Annotated in this window: 15 protein-coding genes; 10 read left to right on the top strand and 5 right to left on the bottom strand. The window is 70.3% G+C overall.

The features are described 5' to 3' along the window. Positions 1 to 188 precede the first annotated feature (188 nt). From ASC60_RS31685 to ASC60_RS31725, 10 genes are all read left to right on the top strand, one after another. A complete protein-coding gene (locus ASC60_RS31685) occupies positions 189 to 2,252 on the top strand; it encodes a BTAD domain-containing putative transcriptional regulator (protein ID WP_055557021.1) in 2,064 nt (687 codons plus the stop codon). Between the two features lie 255 nt (positions 2,253 to 2,507). Next, positions 2,508 to 3,689 carry an acyl-CoA dehydrogenase family protein gene (locus ASC60_RS31690; RefSeq protein ID WP_055557023.1) on the top strand — a complete coding sequence of 394 codons (1,182 nt, stop codon included), beginning with the start codon at positions 2,508 to 2,510 and terminating at the stop codon, positions 3,687 to 3,689. A gap of 28 nt (positions 3,690 to 3,717) precedes the next feature. Then, positions 3,718 to 4,626, top strand: a complete 909-nt coding sequence (locus tag ASC60_RS31695; RefSeq protein WP_055557025.1) for a DUF692 family multinuclear iron-containing protein — start codon at positions 3,718 to 3,720, stop codon at positions 4,624 to 4,626. Continuing rightward, entirely contained in the window at positions 4,623 to 5,468 is an 846-nt protein-coding gene (locus tag ASC60_RS31700; RefSeq protein WP_055557027.1) for a hypothetical protein, read from the top strand. The genes ASC60_RS31695 and ASC60_RS31700 overlap by 4 nt, the downstream gene beginning before the upstream one ends. A 99-nt stretch (positions 5,469 to 5,567) precedes the next feature. Beyond that, positions 5,568 to 5,726 (top strand): hypothetical protein, encoded by a 159-nt coding sequence (locus ASC60_RS41860; protein WP_159043349.1) that lies wholly within the window; start codon positions 5,568 to 5,570, stop codon positions 5,724 to 5,726. Between the two features lie 142 nt (positions 5,727 to 5,868). After that, entirely contained in the window at positions 5,869 to 6,594 is a 726-nt protein-coding gene (locus tag ASC60_RS31705) for a nitroreductase family protein (RefSeq protein WP_159043350.1), read from the top strand. A 75-nt stretch (positions 6,595 to 6,669) separates the two neighbouring features. After that, entirely contained in the window at positions 6,670 to 8,472 is a 1,803-nt protein-coding gene (gene asnB, locus ASC60_RS31710) for an asparagine synthase (glutamine-hydrolyzing) (RefSeq protein ID WP_055557031.1), read from the top strand. Beyond that, complete coding sequence (locus tag ASC60_RS31715) at positions 8,472 to 9,497, top strand: PrpF domain-containing protein (RefSeq protein WP_055557033.1); 1,026 nt, start codon at positions 8,472 to 8,474, stop codon at positions 9,495 to 9,497. The genes asnB and ASC60_RS31715 overlap by 1 nt, the downstream gene beginning before the upstream one ends. 11 nt (positions 9,498 to 9,508) lie before the next feature. Continuing rightward, on the top strand, positions 9,509 to 10,975 hold the full coding sequence (locus ASC60_RS31720) for a dihydroorotase family protein (RefSeq protein ID WP_234357213.1): 1,467 nt from the start codon (positions 9,509 to 9,511) through the stop codon (positions 10,973 to 10,975). Positions 10,976 to 11,068: 93 nt separating this feature from the next. Further along, positions 11,069 to 12,367, top strand: a complete 1,299-nt coding sequence (locus ASC60_RS31725) for an MFS transporter (RefSeq protein WP_159043351.1) — start codon at positions 11,069 to 11,071, stop codon at positions 12,365 to 12,367. Between the two features lie 113 nt (positions 12,368 to 12,480). Here ASC60_RS31725 and ASC60_RS31730 read toward each other — a convergent pair whose 3' ends face one another. From ASC60_RS31730 to ASC60_RS31750, 5 genes are all read right to left on the bottom strand, one after another. Continuing rightward, entirely contained in the window at positions 12,481 to 13,791 is a 1,311-nt protein-coding gene (locus ASC60_RS31730) for a ricin-type beta-trefoil lectin domain protein (protein ID WP_055557081.1), read from the bottom strand. A gap of 57 nt (positions 13,792 to 13,848) precedes the next feature. Next, complete coding sequence (locus ASC60_RS31735; protein ID WP_055557039.1) at positions 13,849 to 15,831, bottom strand: alpha-L-fucosidase; 1,983 nt, start codon at positions 15,829 to 15,831, stop codon at positions 13,849 to 13,851. A gap of 65 nt (positions 15,832 to 15,896) precedes the next feature. After that, on the bottom strand, positions 15,897 to 18,305 hold the full coding sequence (locus ASC60_RS31740) for a ricin-type beta-trefoil lectin domain protein (protein WP_055557041.1): 2,409 nt from the start codon (positions 18,303 to 18,305) through the stop codon (positions 15,897 to 15,899). 23 nt (positions 18,306 to 18,328) lie between these two features. Further along, positions 18,329 to 20,161 (bottom strand): RICIN domain-containing protein, encoded by a 1,833-nt coding sequence (locus ASC60_RS31745; RefSeq protein ID WP_055557043.1) that lies wholly within the window; start codon positions 20,159 to 20,161, stop codon positions 18,329 to 18,331. 296 nt (positions 20,162 to 20,457) lie between these two features. Continuing rightward, entirely contained in the window at positions 20,458 to 22,059 is a 1,602-nt protein-coding gene (locus ASC60_RS31750) for a ricin-type beta-trefoil lectin domain protein (RefSeq protein ID WP_055557083.1), read from the bottom strand. Between the last annotated feature and the right edge of the window lie 101 nt (positions 22,060 to 22,160).

A 22,160-nucleotide genomic window follows, 5' to 3' on the forward strand; every position in this document is an offset into this window, starting at 1 on the left:
TCGCATTGTTTCGGGGCGTTGCCATGGCCGCATCCCCTGCGCGCTGGGTAAGCGAGCGCGAAGAATGCCGATCGCAGGAGGGAAGAACCATGCAAAGTTCGCGGCAGAGCCGGAAAACGAGCGCGCGTGCCCAGGACGGACCAGGCCCCGACGCCCGCCGGGGCCTGGAATTGCAGGTATTGGGCCCCATGACCCGGCGCCGCGAGGGCCGGGAAACGCCGCTCGGGCCGCCGAGGCACCAGGCGCTGCTGGGCCTGCTGCTCATCCGGCTCGGACAGGTGGTCCCCACCGACCAGCTGGCGGAGGAGCTGTGGAGCGGGGCCCCGCCACGCCGGCCCGCCGCCACCCTCCAGACCTATGTCTCCCACTTACGCCGCTCACTCGCCCCTGACTCCGGCGCGGAGGGCGCGCGGCTGCTGCGCTTTCAGTCGCCCGGATACGTCCTCGCGCTGGACCCCGAGTACGTCGACGCCCATCGCTTCGAGAGTCTGATCGCACAGGCCCGGCGGTACGCGGGCGAGCACCTCCTCCGGCCGGCCCACGATCTGCTCACGGCCGCGCTGGGGCTGTGGCGCGGCAGCCCCTTCTTGGGCCTGACCTCCTACGAACCTCTCGCCGAGGAGAGCTCCCGGCTGGAGCAACAGCGGCTGACGGCGGTCGAGTCGTACGCGGAGGTATGCCTGGCCCTGGGGCAGCCGGACGCGGTGGTGGCCCGGCTCGGCCCGGAGGCTCGCCGTCATCCGATGCGCGAGCGTCTCATCGGCCATCTGATGACCGCCCTGTACGAGCTGGGCAGGCAGGCCGAGGCGCTTCAGCTCTATGAGCGCACCCGCGCTTGCCTGGCCGAGGAGCTCGGGGTGGACGCCGACGCCGAACTCCAGCGCGTGCACACCCGTATCCTCCGCCATGAACTGACCGTGCCATCGCACTACTCCGGCGCGGAGGCCGGACCCCCCGTCGTCCACCTCGGCCACCCCGTGGGCCACCTCGGCCACCCCGTGGGCCACCTCGGCCACCCCGTGGGCCACCTCGGCGGCGATGACAGCTCCCGGAACAGCTTGCGGGACGGCTCGGAGAGACGGTCCCCGGCGCCTCCGGACGAGGTGCCGACGGCGGCGCGGCCGGGGGAAGCGCCGTCGTTCGTCGGCCGCGAGCGTGAACTCGCCGCTCTGCTGAGGCTCACCGACGACGCTCTGCAGGGGGCGGGGCATCTGATGGCCGTGGTCGGAGACATGGGTGTCGGCAAGACCCGGCTCATCGCGGAACTCGTGGCCCGGTTGGGAGAGATGGGGCAGGAAGTCATCTGCGCCCAGTCCGATCCGGGGGAGGGCGTTCCCGCCCACTGGATGTGGTCCCAGATCCTCCGCCAGCTGGCGCTCTCCCGCCGCAAGAGCTTCCGCGAAGCCACCGCGAGCTATGCCGAGTCGCCCAATTTGGCGCTCCTCGAACCGCCTTCCGGTCCCCAGCCCTCCCGGACACGCTTCCTGCTCCAGGACGCGGTGTGCGTCACTCTCACCGCCCTGGCCGCCGAACGGCCGCTGGTGCTCGTCCTGGAGAATCTGCATCTCTCCGACGGTCCGTCCCTGGATCTGCTCAGGCTGCTCAGAGCCAGGCTGTACGGCAGCCGGCTGAGCGTTCTGGTGACGATCAGCGACGCCTACGGCCGCGAGGAACCGGTCCGCGGCGAGGATCTGAGCGGGAAGCTGAGCGACATCCTCAGCGATCCGGGGACCCGGACGATGCGGCTCCAGGGGCTGTCCGAGCAGGCCACCGAGGACCTCATCGCCGCCCAGGTGGGGACTGGTGTCGACACCCAGGTGGTCCGCGCGCTGCACCGGCGCACCCAGGGCAATCCGTATCTGCTCCTCCAGCTGCTGTCGATGCTCGGAACGACGAAGTCCCTGCACGACCACGACGCGGTCAGTGCGCTGCTCACCGAAGTACCGCCCGATCTCCACACGCGGCTGAGCCGTCGGCTGGCGGCACTGCCCGCGCGGACGAGACGGGTGCTGGAGGTGTGCGCCGTCCTCGGCGCCGAGGTCGACCTCGACGTGGTCAAGGCGGTCCTGGACGACGGCGAGGACTTCGCGGCCGCCGTGGACAGCGCGGTGCGGGGCCATCTGCTCACGGCCGACGCCAAGCGGCCAGGGGTGTTCTCCTTCACCTCCGTTTTCGTCCGGGAGACCCTGCTCGGCGAACTCGCCCCGGACGACCGCGACCGGTTGCACGCGCGGGCGGCGCGGCTCGGGTAGCGGCCGGACCAGGTGCTTTCCGGCCCGGAGGGGCACGGACCCCGCGGGCTTGCGACCGGCTGCAAGCGGATCGCAAGGAATCCTCCAGCGAGCGGGCAAGGTTCCGGAAAGGGACACGGCGCAGACTGTGAAACAGAAGCCGACGGGCCCCCGGGGAGCTGGTTCCCCGGACCCCGTCACTTCCGAAAGGCGCCGCCTGCACAGAATGTCCCGCTGAATTCCAGGTTCGCTCCTTCTTCGTCAGGAAAGAGCCGCATGTACACGTCGGAGTTGCATCTGCCCGCCACCCGAGAAGATTTCGTCCTGGCCTGCCTGGAGCGGTCCGGCGAGAACGCGAGACGATGGCTGGAGGCCCTGGACGGGGTGTGCTCGGAGACGGTGGCCCGGCACGCGGCCTCCGTGGACCAGGAGCGCAGGGCCCCGGAGGAATCGCTCAAGGCGCTGCGGGACATCGGTGCCTTCGGGGTGCAGATCCCCGTATCGCACGGAGGGCTCGGCCTCGGGAACGCCATGGCCGCCCTGGCCGTGGAACGGACGGCACGGGCGTGTGCGTCCACGGCCGCCATCCTCATGTTCCACTACCAGGTCGTGCATCGCACCGTGCGATACGGCGACGAACTCCAGCAGAAGAGGGACCTCCCCGCGATGGCCGCCGGTGAGCGGATCGCGGCCAGCGCGTGGACCGAACCCGGCCCGTCGAAGAGCAAGTCGGATGTCAGAACGTCCCTGGCGGGCCGGGCGGACGCGCTGTTCGTCGACGGTACCAAGACGTACTGCACCGGCTTGGACTCCGCCTCGGTGATAGACGTGCTCGTGAACGCCTCCACCGACGACGGCCACGGCCCCACCTTCGTCCGGGTGGACGCGGACCACGCGGGGGTGGGCCGGGAGATCTATCCGATGCTGGGCCTGCGCGGCACCAGTACGGGGACGGTCACCCTCTCCCGCGTCCCGGTGGCGCCGAACGCCGTGATCGGCGGCGTGGGAGAGGCCCGGCAGCTGATGCGCGCCAACCACGAAACCCCGCTGAACCCCGCCCTGCTGGCGCTTGGCATCGCGTCGTCCGCGCTCGGCCGGGCCCTGGAGATGGTGCGGGAGCAGGCCGCCGAACCGACGCCGGTCCTCCTCTCCGAGAGCCGTGCGCACCGCCTGGCCGCGACGACAGTGGCTCTGGAGAGCGTCTACGCCTACGCCGCCCGTCTGGTGAGCGGTATCGCGGCGGCGCCGGATGACGCGTACGCGGCCTCCAGCAAGCTCAAGGTGGCGGCCACCACGGTGGCCGAGGACCTCACCAGAAACCTCACGCATGTGGTGGGTTCCCGCGGCTTCCTCATGGAGTACGGGCTGGAGCGCCACCTCCGCGACGCCCAGGCGACCGCGCTGATGGGACCGGGAAACGAGTTGTGTCTGCGGCGTATCGCGGACGACCTGGTGTGAAGGACCGAGCAGATCTGGAGGCAAGCGCGTGACGGATCTCATCGAAGCCCCGGCGCGGCGGCATACCAAACCGGACCCGATCGGGGCAGGTTTCCTCTATCACTGCGCCCCGAGGTTCGCCGACATGTACCGCGCCCTGGTCGAGTGCGGCGGCCGGATCGACATGATCGAGTATCTGGCGACCCATTTCGGCTCGGACGTCGAATACGTGGCGGAGGTGAACCGCAGTCTGGGCGACCCGCCCTCCACGCTCCACTGCTACGAATACATGATCGGGTGTGTGGACCGCCCCGACGAGCGGACGATCACCAAGCTCCGGCGCATGGCCGAGCTGGCCAACTGCCAGTACATCGGCGAACACGTCGGCATGATGGGCACCGGTGAGCGGTACTCCGGCACCTTTCTGCAGCCGTTCGGCACCGACGAGCAGACCGAGCGGTTCATCGACAATCTGCGGGCCCTCGAAGGCGCCCCGGGATGTCCGCTCACCATCGAGAACCAGTCACAGGTCTACAACCAGGTCGGCCCGCGCTCCATCTGCGAGCAGGTCCGGGACATCGCTCTCGGCGCCGATGTGGGAATCCTGCTGAGCCTGTCGAATTTCATCATCGCCGAGCGGTTCGTCTCCATGGACCGCGAACGGGAACTGGCCGCGATCCCCCTGGACCACGTGTGGCAGGTGCATCTCCCCCTGGGGCGGGCGGAGGAGCTGAACGACCCCGGGCTCGGTCTCGACTGGCGGCGGGAGGAACAGCGCTGGGCCAACAGCACCCTGGAACAGCTCTTCCGCGAACCCTCGTTCAAACCGGTCTCGGTGATCTTCGAGATCGAGGATGCGGGCACCCCGTCCCACGCCCGGCCGGAGGAGCTGCGTGACGCCCTGGACTGGGCGCGCGAGCTGCTCGGGGCCGATACCGAAGTGGCGGTGGCGTCATGAGCCTGCGCGAGGTGCAGACCTTCCTCGCCGAGTACGTGCGGGACAGCGACGTCCGCCGCCGCTGCGACGGCGGCGAGCTGACATCCGTACTCGATGGGAGGGAACTCACCGAGGAGGAGCGCGGACTCATCGAGCAGATCAAGCTGGACGACCTCACCAAGGTGGCGGAAACGGTCCGGCGTGAGCGGTTCGACCGGCTCAGCTCCGTCTTCGCGCTGCTCTTCGACCATCTGGCGCCCCACTGCGACGTCCCCGCGCTCTACCGCCGCTTCGACGACGAGCACCGGCACGGCTGGTGGCAACGGCGCGCGGAGATCCGCCGGTTCGAGGCATTCGTGGTGGCGTTCATCGTCGATCACCGGCTGCCGCCCTACCTGGTGGACCTGTGCCGGCTGTGCTCCGCCATCACCACGGTCGCCGAGTCCCCCAAGGAACAGGGGCCCGCGCACGCCGATCCGCCCGGGGCGGTGACCGTGCGCGGGAACTACCGGGTCGTTCTGCGGCGGCCCTACGAGGTGCTGTCCTTCCGGTACAACGTGCTGCCCCTCCTCGACGACCCGGACACGGTCACCCAGGTCACCACCCCGGGAGCCCGGAAGGTCCTCGTGCAGCGCATCTGGGACACGCACAAACGCTGCCAGGTCTTCGACCTGGCGGAGGAACCGCTGATCGGCTCGATCAGCGAGGCACCGGCGAGTGTGCTGGAACTCGCGGGACGGCTGCCGGCCTACACCTACGAGACGTTGTTCTCGGAGGTGGCCGAGCTGCACCGGGAAGGCATCGTGCACCTCGTCGTACCCCCTGAGCTTGCTGGTGAGCTCACCCGTCCGGGTGGGCGTTAGCCAGCGGGGGTGTCCGCCGCCGAGCTCACGGGTGACGGACACCGATGTCATGACCCGTCGTCAAGCGCCGGGTTGGATCTCACCAATGTGGAGGCTGTCATGCAGAAGCGTCGTAGCGCCGGCCCTGGCACCATCGTCGTGAAGTTCACCGGTTCCACCGAGACCCGCGCCGTCGCGGCTCCCGCCGTCGAGGCCACCGGGCGCGGCCGCAAGACCGGGCCGGGCACCATCGTGGTCAAGTTCACCGGCAACGCCTGACCGGTGGTGCGCGCTCGTCGGCTGACCACCGGGCACGTCCCTGACGGTGTGCCGGACGAGTGATGAGTCGAGTGGTCCGTGCCGCACCGCGGCACGGACCACTCTTCCACCCCGGCCGGTCACCGAGAAGGGAGATCCGCCGTTGACCGCCTCCGTGCGGCGAGCAGCCGCCCCCACATCCAGTGTTCTGGAGTTGCTCCGGCGTCGGTCGAGCGTCCGGAACTTCACCGGAGAGCGTCTGGAGCCGCACGTACTGGACGCCCTGCTCGACACGGCCCTCCGGGCGCCGACCTCCTTCAACTTCCAGTCCTACTCCCTGGTGACCCTGGTCGACGAGGGCCGCAGGAAGGAACTCGCCGAGATCCTGGGCAAGGACTTCGTACGGCAGTGCGCCGCCTTCGTCCTCGTCTGCTGTGACCTCGCGGCCCTGCCGGAGAAGGGCGACAACTACGGGGTGCCGCTCGGCGAGTGGTCGGCGGACGCCGCCCTGTCCGCCACCATCGACGCCTCGATGGTGGGCATGTGCCTGTCGCTCGCGGCGGATTCGCTGGGGCTCGGGACCGTCATGATCGGGGCGGTGCGCCGGTCACCGGACCGGGTGGCGGAGGTGTTCGCGCTGCCGCCCGGCGTCACGCCGCTGTTCGGCGTGTGCATCGGATGGGCCGCTACGACACCGGCCGCCCGGCCGCGTCTCCGTTCCGACTTGATGGTTCACCGCGAGCGCTACCGGCAGACCGGGTCCGAACGGGCCGCGCTGCCGAGCGACGCCATCCTCCGCAACCCCGCCGGGCCGGTCACGGAGCAGGACCTTCACGAATGGCGGGCGCAGGTGGTCAAGGGGCTGAGGACCTTCCGCGGGCCGGGCTGACGGGCCGCACCGGACCGCCCGCCTTGCCCGCCTGCCGCGTCATGCCACGCCCCCCCGAGACATGCGAAGGTGAACATGTGCCGCGTCTATGGATACATCAACCGTGACGTACCACCGACGCGCCTGGCACACACGGGCGCCCTCCTGCACCACGGCGGGCCGGACGGACACTTCCTCGACCACGGCCCCGGCTGGGCCCTGGGGGCCACCCGGCTGGCGGTGATGGCTCCCCGGCACGGTGCGCAGCCCTACGCCCTCGGTCCGATCCGGGTGGTGTTCAACGGCGAGATCTACAACCACCGGGAGTTGCGCGAGCGGCTCGCCAGGCACGGATACCCCATCGACGACCCCTGCGACGGCGCGGTGCTCCCCGCCCTCTACCACCGGTACGGCACCTCCTTCGCCGACCATCTGGACGGCATGTACGCCATCGCCGTGATGGATCTGCGGGGCGAGCCGCGACTGGTGCTCGCCACCGACGACACCGGCGTCAAACCCCTTTACTACCACCGTGACCGGCACGGTGGCGTCTCCTTCGCCTCCGAGATCGCTGCCCTGCGGTATCTCTCGGGCGCGGGTGCCCGGCACGCTCCCGACGCGCTGGACACCTTCCTGACGACGAAGACCCCGCTCGGCACCCGCTGCGTCTACGAGGACATCACGGCGCTGGAGCCCGCGCGGACGGTGACGGTCACCGCGCGCGGCCGGATGCGGTGGCACCCCCGCGCCCCGGCAGCTCCCTCACCCGGGCCGGACGCGGCCGGGCCGGAGCGAGCCGCCGGCGCGGTGCGCGACCTGCTCCGCACGGAAGTCCACCGGCTCGCCGTGGCGGACGTCCCGGTGGCCGCCGTCCTCAGCGGCGGGCTCGACTCCTCCCTCGTCACCGGGCTGCTCACGGAGGTGGTGGACGACCTGCACGCCTTCCACATCCGCTACCGGGGCTCCTGGCCCGCCGACGAGTCCACCCACGCGCGCGCCGTGGCCACGGCGCGGGGCGTCCGGCTGCACGAGGTCGAACTCGACCCCGCGCACATACCCGATCTGCTGCCGAAGGTCCTGCGCCACCTGGGACAGCCGAACGCCGACCCCATCACCGTCAGCACCTACGCGCTCTTCGAGGCCGTGCGGGACGCGGGCTTCACGGTGGCGCTCACCGGCGACGCGGCGGACGAGCTGTTCGGCGGCTACGCACGGGTCACCGAGGGGGTCTCGGCCCAAGGCGACTGGGGCGCTGAGTACGTCCGCGCCCTGGCCGCCGTGCCGTCCCCGCTGCGTACGCGGCTGTACCGGCCGGACTACCGGGATCTGCTGCGGGAGATCCACACCGCCGAGGAGGAGCTGCTGGAGCGGGTGCGCGGACGGGAGGGCGACCGCCTCGCGGCCATGACCGACGTGGAGATCGGCCTGCGGATGCCCGCGTACCACCTGCGCCGCGTCGATCACCTGAGCATGGCCAGCGCGATCGAAGTGCGACCGCCGTTCTGCCAGCGCTCCCTCGTGGCGGCGGCGCGCCGGCTGCCGGCCTCGCTCAAGGTGCACCGGGGCCAGGGTAAACGCGTGCTGCACGCCGCGGCCCGGGGGGTGGTGCCCGAGCGCGTACGGAACCGGCCCAAACAGCCGTTCACCCTGCCCATCACGGCGATGCTCGCCCCGGGCACCGCGCTGTTCGCCCACGCCCAGGAGGTGCTGGCACCGGCGGAGCTGCGGACCGGCGGAGCGCTCGACCCCGGCGGTGTCACCGCCTTGCTGCGCCGGCAGGCCCTCGCACCCGACGCCGGATCGGCGCTCGCCATCTGGTCGCTCATGGTCTTCGAACTCTGGCGGAGGCAGGAGAGCGAGCCCGTCCCGGCTCCGCGCCCCAGGGAACAGGTGGCGTGATGCGTGCCTACATCGCCCACGCCCAGGGCAGCCCCTGCCCCACCCTGGTGCTGCCGTCGCCGATCGCCTGGCCCGAGGACGAGGAGACGCTCTCCTGGATCCTCACCGGTGTCCACCGCGCGCTGTGCGAACGCGGGGCCGCTCATGTCCTGAAGATCGCGCTGGTGGCGCCGCCCGCCGACCCCGGATGCGATCTCGCGTACCGCTTCGTCCAGGTGGTGCCCGGCGCCGTCCCCCGGTTCGAGTTCGGGGGCAGTTGCGGGCATTCGATCCTGAGTTCGGTGCTCGCGGTGAGCCAGATGGGCATGGTGCCATGGCTCCGGCCGGGCGTACGGGTGCGGGTGCGGGTCCTCACCAACGACGACACGGTGGTGTGCGAGCCTTTGGACATCACCCCGGCCGGGGACCGCGTCACCTTCACCGTCGGTTTCCGGCGCACCGCGCCGACCCCGCTGGCGGGCACCCTGCTGCTGGGCGAGACGGTGAGCGTGCTGCGCTCCGGGGGGCTCGAGATCCCCTATTCGCTCGTCTCGCTCGGCAACCCCTATGTCTTCGTCGACGCACGGGAGCTGGACATCCCCGACGAGGCGGCGCTGTTCGCGGCCGGGGCACCGCTGTTCCGGGCGCTGACGCGGACGCGCGAGCTGGTGGCTCACCGGCTCGGCTGGGACTCTCTGTGCTTCCCCAAGGTGGCGGCCCTGCTGCCGGCCGGACCCGGAGTCCTCGCCGCGCGGGCCATATCGGTGCCCTCCTGGCATCCGACGCTCGCCCTCACCGGGGCGACCTGCCTGGCGACCGCAGCCGCCCAGGAGGGCACCATCCCGCACCGGCTGGCCGGGGTGGACACGAGCGGGCGGCTCACCGTGCGCACCGCCGCCGGGCGTACGCAGGTCCGGGCCACCACAGCCGCCGGCCGGCTGGTGGAGGTGAGCGTGTCACCGAAGTCGGTCCGTCTCGTCACCTCCCTCGACCTGCCGGAAGCGGGCGCGCGCAACTACGCGGTGCCCGAGCCGTCCAAGCCGTGAACGGAGTGCCCGTGCGATCACCACAGCTCTACGACCTTCTCCTGCGGGGCGGCACGATCGTGACCCCGGACGGGGCCCGCCCCGCGGACGTCGCCGTACTGGACGGCCGGATCGCGGCGCTCCTCCCGTCGGCGGCCCGCGTGGAGGTGCCCGCGGCGAAGTCGACGCTGGACGCCTCCGGACGCCTTGTCCTGCCGGGGCTCATCGACTCGCACGTCCACTTCCGCACCCCCGGTCTCACCCACAAGGAAGAGTGGCGGACGGGGTCCATGGCCGCGGTCGCCGGCGGGGTCACCACCGTCATCGACATGCCCAACACGGTTCCGCCGCTGATCACACCGGAGGAGCTGGCCACCCGCCGGCGGCTGATCGAGGGGCGGAGCCTGGTGGATTACCGATTCCACGCCGGGGTCGATCCCTCGCGCGTGGAGGCGATGCGCGACTGGGACCGGGCCGAGGCCGACTCCTTCAAGGTCTTCCTCAGCAGCCACCACACCACACCGACCGTGGTCCGCGACCTCCGCACCCTGCGGCGGATCTTCACCATCGCCTCGGACACAGGTGTCACCTTGCTCTTCCACGCGGAGGACGATGCCGTCTTCGGCCTTCTCGACCGGCGGCAGGCGCCGCCCGCGCGGTACAGCGAGTACGAACGTCATCGGCCACGGACCGGCGGCATCGTGGCGACCGCCCAACTCATCAATCTGGCAGCCGAGTTCGGTGTACGAACCCATGTGGTCCACGTGTCCACCCGGGAGGAGACCGATCTGCTCGCGGCGGCGGCGAGCACCGGCATTCCGATCACCTTCGAGGTCACCGGACACCATCTGACGTTCGTGGACGCCGACATCGGGCGCCTCGGACCGCGGATCAGGCTCCGTCCGGCGATCCGGGACGAGGCCGACCGGGACCGGTTGTGGGAGGCGGTCCGCACGGGCGAGGCAGCCACCGTGGGCAGTGACCACTCACCGCATACGGTGGCGGAGAAGGCCCGCCCCGTCCCGGATGTGCCACCGGGTCTGCCCGGGGTGCAGGAGCTGTTCGGCACCGTGTGGAAGGGGCTGCGGAGCCGCTGGCCGCAGGAGGCCACGGAGACTTTGATGGCCATCGTCGCGGAACGCCTCGCGCTGGCTCCGGCCCGGCTGTTCGGACTCGCCGACCGGAAGGGCAGCATCGAGGTCGGCAAGGACGCCGACCTGGTCATCGTGGATCCCGAGGCACCGTGGACGATGACCCCCGGGCGCATTCACACCAAGAACGACTGGTCGGCGTACCAGGGCGGCGAACTCCTCGGCGCCGTCGAGGCGACCGTCCGGCGGGGCGAGGTGGTCTACCGGCAGGACGGCTCCGGCGAGGCGTTCGGTGAACGGAACGGCAGATGGCTGCCCGCCCGGGACTCCGGGGCGGAGGGCACCGCCCCGGGCGACCGTGCCGGGCGGCCCCGGCTCCGTACCGCCGCGGCGCCCCGGGTGGGATGATGGGGCCTTCCGCCCGTACGCCGGTCATGGCGCCGGGGCGGGCCGCGCTCCCGCCGCCACCGGCCGATTCCTGGAGGTCTTCGCATCGGTAACGTGACAGGCAGGCTCCGCCGGCCTGCGGGAAAGTCCCTCGCTTCTCGCGATGTCGCCCTGCTGTGGAGTGCGACGGTCTTCGATTCCGGCGCTACCTGGGTCATCCGCATCGTGATCTTCGTACGTATCCTCGAGCAGTACTCGACCTCCACCCTGGCAATGGTGGAACTCGCCGGCATCCTGCCGTCGTTGCTGCTCATGCCGCTGGCCGGAAGCCTCGCCGACCGATACAACGCCCGCACGCTCTCGCTGCTCTCCATGGCCACCCAGGTCACGTGTTTGGCGGCCCTCCTCCTCATGTTCCACCACGGCCCGGCCACCGTCGCGGCCCTCTACGCGCTGCTGACGATCGGCAACGCGTTATGGCAGCCGGCCCGGCAGGTGTGGCTCTACCGGCTGGTGGAGCCGAGCCAGTACACCGCCGTCAACGCGACCATCGGCTCGGTGCAGGGCCTCATGACGGTCATCGGCGCCGCCACCGGCGGCGTGCTGACGGCCTGGAACCCGGACCTGACCGTCCTGCTGGCGCTCGCCGCCCAGACCTGTGCCGCCATCGGCACCCTCATCGCCCGGTACCCCACCTCCACCGGGACCACTCCCGCCGAGCCCGGGACCGCTCCCGCCGAGCCCGGGGCCCGTTCGCTGCTGCGGGACGCACGCGAGGGCGTGACGCTCGTGGACCGCTACCCCCTGGCCCGGTCCATCATCTGGGTCGGCATGGCCTGGGGCCTGATCAGCGGTGGGTTCAACGTCCTCATCGCAGGACTGGCACTCAACGAACTGCACAGCGGAAGCGGGGGGCTCGGGCTCTTCTACGTGGTGGACGGGACCGCGGTGGTGATCGGCAGCTGGTGCGCCGCCCGCCTCCGGCGAGCCGGCCACCTGCCGGGCTACGCCCTGGCGTACATCGCCCAGGGCGTGTTCTGGGCCCTGATGTTCGCCGCCGGAAACGTCGTCCTGGGCCTGGTGCTCTTCGGCGTCATGCGGCTGGCGAGCGGGGTGATCATCGCGCTGGACACCACCATTCTCCTGGAGACCGTGCCCGAATCCCTTCGCGGACGGGTCACCAGCCTCCACATGACGACCTACAACGCGGTGTCCCAGCTCTCCCTCGCCCTGATCAGTGGCCTCCTGGCCGCCGTCGACATCCAGTCGGTCGGCATAGCCACCGGTGTCCTGTCCACGGCTGTCGGCGCACTGTGGTGGATCACCACCGCCCGCCGGGCCAACCTCACCTACCTGTCCGCGGCCCACGACGCTCCGCCCCGCCCCGTAGCGGCGCCACCGCACGCCGAATGAGGCTTTCCGTGGCCACGGAAAGCCGGGCCGGTACCGGCTTGAGTGCCCCGGTCAACCGGCCGCGCCAGGGCACACGCCACACGACACCCCCTGGCCCGTGCCCGGCCGGTGTTTCAGCCCTCCAGGCGCCAGGACTGGTTCGCGCCGCCCGTGCAACTCCACAGCTGGACTTTCGTCCCGTTGGCGGTCCCCTGGCCATTGGCGTCCAGGCAGAGCCCCGACTGCACCGCTGTGATCGTGCCGTCGGGATTGATGTTCCACTGCTGATCTGCCTGCCCGCCGCAGTCCCAGATCGTCGCCGGGGCGCCGGGGCCCGTCTGGCCTGAGGTGCCCAGGCACTTGTTGCCGTAGACCACCAGCTCCTTCCCGGCGCTGTGGGTCCACCGTTGGTTGGAGCCGCCGTTGCAGTCCCACAGTTGTGCCTGCGTGCCGTTGGCCGTGGTGGAGTTGTTGATGTCGAGGCAGCGCCCCGACTGCCGGCCGACGATCTCCTGGTTGCCGGAGGGCGCCGGCGGATCCGAGCCGAACTGTGTGAAGAACTGCCATACCGCTGCCGACGTCCAGGTGCGCCAGCCGCCACCGGTGGAACCGTCTATGGGACCGGGGTCGTGGCCCGCTCCGTCGAACGCGGCCCAGACGACGGGGTATCCGGACCTGCATCCGGAGTAGGTGGTGATGATGTGGGTCAGGCTTCCGTAGGACGGCTCGGGCGGGTTCTGCGGGGTACAGCCGTTCGTCCGGACGAAGGTGTCGCGCAGTTGCCGTCCCGACGCGATGGGCAGCACGTTGTCCCTGAGGCCGTGCAGACCCATGTAGGCGATGGGCTGGTTGCCCCCGTCGCACCCGCTGAGGTTCGCGCCGGAGTAGACCGCGACCGCGCGGAAGACCGTCGCCCGGGAGCAGGCCAGGGCGTACGACATCGCAGCGCCGTAGCTGAATCCGGCCGAGAACAACTGGGTGGTGTCGACGCACAGACCTGCCTCGATCTGGCCGACCATGGCGTCGACGAAGGCCACGTCCTGGCCACCGGGGTTGGCCCAGCCGTTGCCGTTGCCCTGGGGCGCGACGAAGATCGTGCCGTTGTTCGCGTCCGCCAGGCGCCGCAGACCGTAGTAGGACCAGTTGTACCCGTCCGTTCCGCCCGAGTCGACGTCGCCCGCCGTGCCGCCCCGCCAGTGGAAACCGAAGATCAGTCGGTAGGGGTGGTCACTGTCGTAGCCGGCGGGGATCCGCAGTATGTAACTGCGGGTCTGGCCGCCGACCTGCATCGTGTGCGTACCACTCGTCAGCGCCGGGGCCTTGCCGCAGCCGGCGGTCGCCCGGACGGCGCCGGCGGTCGTGGCCGGCGCGGGCGCGCCGAGGCCGCTGCCGAAGGAGGTGCCCGGGGCCGCCAGGACGAGGAGTACCGCAGCCGCGATGGACATGAAGAGGCGTTTGGGTTTCATGTGCTCCTTCTTCCGAAAGCTTGCCGCTGTGGCCGCTCAGGCCCCGGTGATGGTCCATTCGTTGTTGGTGCTGGAGTTCGGTGTCCACATCACCGTGGTCGCGCCGACCGTGGTGCTGCCGCTGCCGTCGAGGGCGGTGCCGGTGCCCCGGTTGACGATCTGGTAGCGGTTGTCGCCGAGGCTGACCAGCCGCCACTGCTGGTTGTCGCCCCCGTTCCACGCCTCCTGCCGGGCGGGAGCGCCGTTGGCGGCATTGCCCCAGCTGTCGGCGGCCATGCCGTTGGTGCGGTTCATGATGCGGTAGTAGCCGTTGCCGAGGTCGATCAGCTGCCACTGGAGATTGGCGCTGCCGTCGTAGTTCCACTGCTTCAGGTTGGAGCCGGAGGCGACGTTGCCCCCGCTGTCGAGCGCCAGTCCGCTGGTCACGTTGGCGATCTTCACCCAGGTGGTGGAGCCCCCCGGCGCGCCCAGGACGGGGATCTCGCCGGAGAAGGTGAGCTTGACCGTGTACGCCAGGGCGCTGAACGGCGGATTGGCCGAGGGCATGGTGAGGTGCAGGCCGGAGGCGTCCTGGGTGGGTGCGGGAAGGTCGATGTAGGTGCCGGCCGTGTTGTTCAGCAGTTGCGCGCCCGTCAGGCTGCTGAGGTTGATCTGGTTCGAGTTCAGCGTCGTGATGGTCGTGGTGGCGCCCTGCCAGCCCAGCGCGGTGGCGTAGAGGACCTTGTTGTCCCGGCTGCGGGTGAACCGGATGTCCTGCGGTTTGCCGGCCACCGGCCCGCTGAACGAGCCTCCGCCCATCTTGGTGGGCCCCTCGCCGTAACTGGCCCAGGAGCGGGTGGCGTACACCGCCTCTCCGAAACGGCCGAGCCAGTCGCCCATGGCGAGCAGGATGGACTGCTGCCCGGAGGGGATGGTGCCGTCGGCCATCGGAGCGATGTTCAGCAGCATGCTGCCGCCCTTGCTGACCCGGTCGATCAGCGAGTGGAGCAGTGCCTGCGTCGAGTAGTAGCCGATGCCCACCGTGTAGCACCAGCTGGAGGAGGAGATGCTGTCGTCGGTCAGCCAGTAGGGGGTGAGCAGCCCCGCCGGGCCGCCGCGTTCGAAGTCGAAGACCTCACCCTTGTTGTTGAGGCCGTCCTTGTAGGTCGCGGCCACGTCCTTGTTCCACGAGACCGCCTGGTTGTAGTAGTGCGCGAGGAACTGGAGCCGGTAGGACTCCTGCACCAGGTTCAGGTCGAAGTCCTGCCAGAGCAGGTCCGGCTGGTAGCCGTCGATGACCTCGATCAGCTTGTCGTACCAGAGCTTGTTCTCCGCGGCCGAGCCCTGTTGGCCGTAGAGGATGCGCAGCGCCGGGTCCGACTGGGACGGCACGTGGTCGTAGTAGCCGTTGAAGTGATAGGCGTGGTGCAGCGCGGCCATGAACTTCAGCCCCTGCCCGCGGATGGCCCGCGCGTGCAGCGCCACGAGGTCGAGTCCGGGGCCGTGCCGGACCGAGTTCCACGGGTTGGAGCGGCTGTCCCACATGGAGAAGCCGTCGTGGTGCTCGGCGACCGGGCCGGCGAACCTGGCACCCGCGGCCTTGAACAGCCGCGCCCAGGCGTCCGGATCCCACTTGCCGCCCTCGGAGACCGGTTTGGGGGCGAACTGCACGTGGTTGCCGGCCTTGTCGCGGGCGCCGTCGATGAAGTTGTTGTACGGCCATGCCGAGGGGTCGCCGTAGGTGGCGATGTGGTGCCGGTTCTCGGCGGAGCCGCCGATGTACATGTTGCGCGGATACCACTCGTTCCCGAACGCGGGAACGCTGAAGACGCCCCAGTGGTAGTAGATGCCGAACTTGGCGTCCTGGAACCAGGCCGGGGCCGGGGGGTGCTGGTCCACGGAGGACCAGCTCGCGGTGTAGCTTCCGGGACCTTCGGTCGCGGCGGCCTCGGGGGCGAACCGCAACAGGCCGAAGGCCGTGGCCGCGCCGGCCGCCGTCAGCAGCCGGCGCCGGCTGACCGGCAGGGAAGAGGGAGACATGGGGGCCTCTCGGGGGAGATGACGGAGGTGATGCGGGAGTCGGTGATCGCCGGCCGGTCACCGGATCAGTCGCGCGTCCACTTCTGGTTGCTGCCGCCATCGCAGGTCCACAGCCGCAGCAGGGTTCCGTTGGCCGTTCCCGCGCCGGTGGCGTCCAGGCACAGACCGGACTGGACACCGGTGATCGTGCCGTCGGCGTGGAGCGTCCATTTCTGGTTGCCGCCGCCGTTGCAGTCCCAGATGTCGACCTTGGTGCCGGGGCTGGTGCCCTGGCCCGCCGCGTCCAGGCAGTAACTGCCGTAGACCCGCAGCTCACCGGACGAGGTGTCCGTCCACTGCTGGTTGCTGCCGCCGTTGCAGTCCCACAGCTCCACCTGGGTGCCGGCCGTCTGCGACTGGTTCGGCACGTCCACGCACCGGCCGGAGCCGGCCCCGACGATCGTGCCGGTCGTGCCGCCGTCGTTCCCGCCGCTGCCGGGGGTGATGGACAGGTTGTCGAACTGCGCCGTCTCGCCCTGGCCGGTCCCGTAGCCGATCTGCCCGCTCGCCCAGGTGCGGTCGTTCACGGAACCGACCGTGGCACCGTCGATGACGGCGGTGATGGTGGTGCCGGAGAAGGTGAGGCCCAGGGTGTGCCACCGGTTGGTACCCAAGCCTGCGCTCGTGCCGCGGGCCAGGGTGGAGACGCCGCCGCCTGTGTTCGTGTTCAGGATCGACCAGGCCCCGGTGTCGCTCACCCGCAGGTGGTAGGCGTTCAGTCCTCCGGTGCGGTCGTAGTCGTGCCCGCCCGCGCGGCCGATCAACTCGACGTATCCGGGCTGTTCGAGCAGCACGTCCGAGGAGACGGTGTAGTCGCCCCAGCTCACGTCACCGAGCAGGGCGTGCGGATCGGTCAGCGCGTCCCAGGTGATCGGCTTCTGCGGGCTCATCTGGCGCACGCACTTGCCGTTGCGGCCACCACCGCAGCCCACCGCCTCGAAGGCGCCCTGCCAGTCCATGAGGTACTTCGCCTCGGCGCCGGTGGCGTAGCTGCCGAAGGAGTCGCTGTACGGCAGCTTCAGCTTGCCCTGGGCGGGGGCGGTGGCGGTGCCCTTGCCCTGGCCGGTCGTGGTGGTCAGGGTGTACACGCGGCCGGGCTGGACGGTGAGGCTGAAGCCGCTGCCGGACGGGGTGATGTCCGTGGTGTGCACGAAGTAGTCGGCCGGGTTGCCGGAGCGCACGTCGGTCGACCACACGTGGACGGTCTTGGTGGAGAGCCCGCCGGTGACGTTGAAGTCCAGCGTCTGGGCGCCGCCGGCGTCCATCGTCTCGATGACCGTGGAGTAGTCGGAGTTGTTCGTGGACTTGAGTGAGACGTAGCTGCCGTTGTTCCGGTTGCCGCCGATGTAGCCGCTGGAGGCGTCGAGGTAGTGCCACCCCGGGGCGGTGAACTGGCTGGTCTGTGCCATCACCCAGGCGTTCTTGCCGATCGCGTAGTGGCCGGACCAGGGCTGCGAGGCCAGCGCGAGCCCCATGGTGGGGTACGGGATGTTGGGTGTGACGGCGGCGACCACCGGCCAGTTGAGGTACGCGGTCATCCGGCCGTCGATGTATCCGCGGTTGATGCCGCGGGCCACGGCCTGCGCTCCCCCGTTGTAGTCGTCCGAGCCGTTCTCGCTCGCCCACAGTGTCTTGCCGGACGACGTGGCGGCCGCCGGCACCGAGCAGTTGGACTGGGACGACCGGTAGCCGCAGGGGTAGTGCGTGCCGATGACGCTCACCGCGGCGGCGAACGCCGGGTTGGAGTTGACGTCGTTCGCCACGTTCCAGTCCGAGTCAGCCGCGACGATCTTGACGTTGCCGTAGCCGTTGCTGTTGAGCGCGCTGCGCAACTGCTCGTACCACGAGATGTTGTAGCCTCGCTCGTTCCACCCGCCGAGGTAGTCGATGCTCAGCCCGTGCTGCTTGGCGCAGCCCAGCCAGGAGAGCAGGTAGTTGGTCATGTCGGTGGACCAGAAGTTCCCGCCGCCGATCCAGCCGGGCGCTCCCCAGGCGAGCCCGTACAGCTTGATGTCCGGGTTGCGCGCCTTGGCCTGCTCCATGAGCCACCACTCGTAGCCGCGGTCGCAGTTCAGGTCGGACCGGGTGTGCTGGTGGCTGGGCTCGGCACCCGAGGTGGAGTTGGTGTCACCCCCGACCTCCGCCTTGAGGATTTGCAGGGAGGCGCCGTAGCCGGGTTTGAACAGGTAGTCGAGGACCTGGCCGCGCTGGGGCTCGGGATAGTCGATCAGGAGTCTGCTGTTGCCGCCCCCGCCGCTGATCGCGCCGACGCCGTCGAAGGTCCGGCCGCCGGAGGCGCCGTTGATCGTGACGGAGGTCGCGGCCTGGGCCGGCGCGGCGGCCGTGCCCACGATGCCGCCGGCGGTCAGGAGGAGGCCCGCGAGCACGGCGGTCGAGGCGCGCAGGCGCCGGAACAGCCGGCTGAATGCTGACACGGTGGGTTCCTTTCGCAGGTCGATCAGCGGAGGAAGAAGTCCTGGTTGGTCCCCGGCCCGTTCTTGCACTGCCACTGGTCCAGTTGCTGGCCGAGGTTGCCGCCGGCGCCGTAGACGTCCAGGCACAGGCCGCTGTTCTTGTTCTGGAAGGCGTAGGAGCCGTCGGACTGCGGCAGCGGCAGCCAGAGGCCGCCCGCCGCCGTGCCGGGGGCCTGCTGGACGATGTCCGGGGTGCCCGCCGCCGTGGAACCGCCGGCCACCGCCACGTCCAGCCCGGAGTCCTGGGCCCGCAGTTCGCCGTAGCCGCCCGAGGCGGACACGAACCGGAACTGCTGGTTGCCCTGCCCGTTGCAGGTCCACTGGTCGATCGCGGCACCGGCGCTGTTCGAGTTGCCGTGGACGTCCACGCACAGGCTGTTGGAAGCGACCACGAGCTGGTGGTAGCCGTCCGGGAAGCCGCCACCGCCGGAAGAGGCCGGTGTCAGATAGACGGAGAACGCGTCGTGGGCGCCCTGGAACGTGATCGGCACGGTGATCGAGCCGCCCGAGGCGCTCACGTTCTGGTCGTACACCGTCTGGGGGGCGCCGAGCGGCGCCTGGTCCGGTATGCGGCGCACGGTGACGTGCACGCCGTCGGCGTTCGCCAGCCAGGGCACGGACGCCAGCCCGTCGAAGGTCACCGACGCGGCGCCGGTGTACCCGTTCGAGTCGCCGATGACCGCCACGGCTCGCTTGGCGGAGGAGTCCTCGGAGGCCGAGATCGCCGTCGAGCCGACCTGGCCGGAGGTGTCGACGAGGGTGCCGGTCATGTCGGCGTAGTCCCGAAGCGCCCACCAGTTGCCGGTCGGCTGCCAGCTGCCCCCGCTCTGGGTGAGGACTCCGGTGAGGTTCGGGGTGACGCAGCACACCCAGTTGCCGCGCATCGCGTTGGTGTACCCGGACTGGGCGAACCGCGCCAGGTACCACGCTGTCACCCCGGCGGTCTGCCGGTCGGCCGGCTGGTACTCGTTCGAGGACAGCGGCAGCGGACCGATGCCCGCCGCGGTCAGTTCGCTGTTCAGGGTCCGCGCGACGGTGACCGGGTCGTCGACATCGCCCTCGTTGTGGTTGGTGATCATGTCCGGCACCGTCCCGGCCGCCTTCACGTGCGCGAGCCAGGTCTGCCATTCACCCGGGTTGCGCTGCGGGGTGAACGCCAGTGACGGCCCGACGATCCGCGCCCCGGGGGCGATGCGCCGGATCTCCCGGTAGGCGGTGTCCCACATCCGGAAGTACTGGGCGCTGTTCACCCCCCGGGTCCAGAAGGCGGAGATGTCCGGCTCGTTCCAGATGTCGTAGGCGAACGTGAGCCCCGAGGCCTGCAGCGCTCCCACCGTGGAGTCGATGAAGCTGACCCAGTTGGAGCAGTCGCCGTTGTCGCACGGGTACCGCGTGTTCGACGGCTGGCCGCCGTTCGCGCCGTAGATGTCGCTCACGAGCACCTGGTACTGCGCGTGGTAAGGCGGCCGGGTGAGCCGTCTCGCCTGCGCGGTGATCGAGTCGAGGTCGGCCCGGGTGGCCGAGCCGTACTGGTAGCCGTCCCTGATCCAGCCGCCGGAGAACCATCCGCCGCCGCGGAAGGCGTTGATCCCCAGCGGCTGCATGAACGGGTCCGCCGGCTGGCTGCCGTCCTGGGTGATGCCGTAGAGGAACCCCTCCCCCACGCCGGTCGACGGTCCCCGCGTCGACGCCAGGTGCACGCTCAGCGACTCGCCCGCGGCGGCCCGGCTCGCGGTCGCCGACAGCGATGACAGCACGAACGCCAGGACGATGCCGACCGCCAGTACCAGCCGGCCGGGCCTCGCTCTCGACCTCATCCGATCCTCCTCACGGTTCGGCTCTCACAAGGTCAGCTCAGTGACCATTGCTGGTGGGATCCCCCGTTGCAGGTCCACAGCTCGACGGGGGTGCCGTTGGCGGTGGCGGCGCAGTCGCGGATCTGGGTCTGCCTACCCGGTGTCGTGGACGCGCCCGGCACCTCCAGGTGCCTGCCCGCACCCACCGCACGCAGCGCACCGGTCGTGTGGTTCGGGGGTGCGAGGACGTGGCGAACGCCGGCGCGCCGAACGCGGCCAGGGCCGTCCCGGTGCCGGGCCGGGGCGCGGAGGGGTACTCATCCCAGCGTCCAGCGCTGGCTGCTGCTGCCGTTGCAGGTCCACAGCTCGGCGAGGGTTCCGTCGGCCGTGGCTCCTCCGGTGACGTCCAGGCACAGACCGGACTGGACCCCGGTGATCGTTCCGTTCGGGTTCAGCGTCCACTGCTGGTTGGTCTGGCCGTTGCAGGACCAGATCTCCACCTTCGTCCCGGGGCTGGTCCGGTTGTCGTAGGCGTCCAGGCACATGCGGCGGCTGCCTGAGTAGACGGTGAGCTGGTCGGAGGTGGAGTGCGTCCAGATCTGGTTGTCCCCGCCGTGGCAGCTCCAGATCTCCACCTGGGTGCCGGCGGTCGTGGTCGAGTCCGGTACGTCCAGGCACTTGCCGGCAGCCACCGCGTGCAGCGCGCCGGTCACGCTGGTGCCGCCGCCGCTACTGGTGCCGCCCGCCACCCGGTACATCACCGTGCCGTGTGCCGGCACCGAGGCGCTGATCGTGCCGGAGGTGGTCGAGGACGCTCCCGACCACAGGTCGGTCAGCGCGTAGGCGGACGCGCCGGACTTCCCGATCGCGGCCGCGGTGGTGGTGATGGTCGCCGTCGAGCCCGTCTCGTTGAACAGCGCGACCGACACGTCCCCATTGGCCAGCGGCTTGGCCAGCACGTCCAGGCCGCCCGAGGAGGAGACCATGGTGCCCTGCTTGCCCAGGGGATCCTGGTCCACCGCGATCACCCGGGAGTTGGTCAGCGTGGACAGGGTGTCCGCACTGGCCGAGGGGATGTTGGTGCCCGCGATCAGCGGCGCGGCCATCTCCGCCCACAGGCTGAACTCGCTGCGGCTCTCGGTGGCCGTCAGTGAGCCGTTGCCGACCTCCAGCATGTCCGGGTCGTTCCAGTGGCCGGGACCGGCGTAGGAGGCCAGCCCCACGTTGCTGTGGAAGATCGACAGCATGCTGGAGAAGCTGGCGTTGATGTCCCCGGTGGTGCGCCAGCTGTTGCCCACCTCCGCGCCCCAGGTCCATACGTTCTCCTGGCCCCAGTTGCACAGGCTGAACAGGATCGGCCGGCCGGTGGCCGCCAGGGCGTCACGCATCACGGTGTACCGGGTCCGCGCGGGCGCCCCCGTGTTGTTGCAGTTGTCGTACTTCAGATAGTCCACGCCCCAGGAGGCGAACGACTGCGCGTCCGTGGTCTCGTGCCCCAGGCTGCCCGGATACCCGGCACAGGTCGCGGTGCCCGCGTCCTCGTAGATCCCCAGCTTCAGCCCCAGCGAGTGCACGTAGTCCGCGGTGCCCTTGATGCCGTCCGGGAACTTGACCGGGTCCGGCACCAGGCGGCCGCCGGAGTCGCGGCTGTGGGTCATCCAGCAGTCGTCGATGTTGACGTACGAATAGCCCGCCGCCTGCATACCGTTGGTGTGCATCGCCTGCGCGGTGGACTTGATGAGCGACTCGGAGACGTTGCAGCCGTACGCGTTCCAGTCGTTGAAACCCATCTGCGGGGTCAGCGCGAGCCCGTTGCCGAGCGCGGCGGCGGGTCGCGCCGTTCCGAGGGAGACGAGGGGAACGGCCGCGGTGAGCAGCACGACCGAGACGATGAGCGTCAATGTTCTGCGCAAGGACATCCGCGGGGACAGCGACAACCGTCGCCTGACTCTCGCAGTGGACACGGGCATGATCCATCACTCCTGGGCCTGGTTGCGGAAGGAGGCGCCCACTCCCGGGG

The sequence above is a fragment of the Streptomyces sp. NBRC 110028 genome (assembly GCF_001417735.1).
GTDB lineage: Bacteria > Actinomycetota > Actinomycetes > Streptomycetales > Streptomycetaceae > Streptomyces.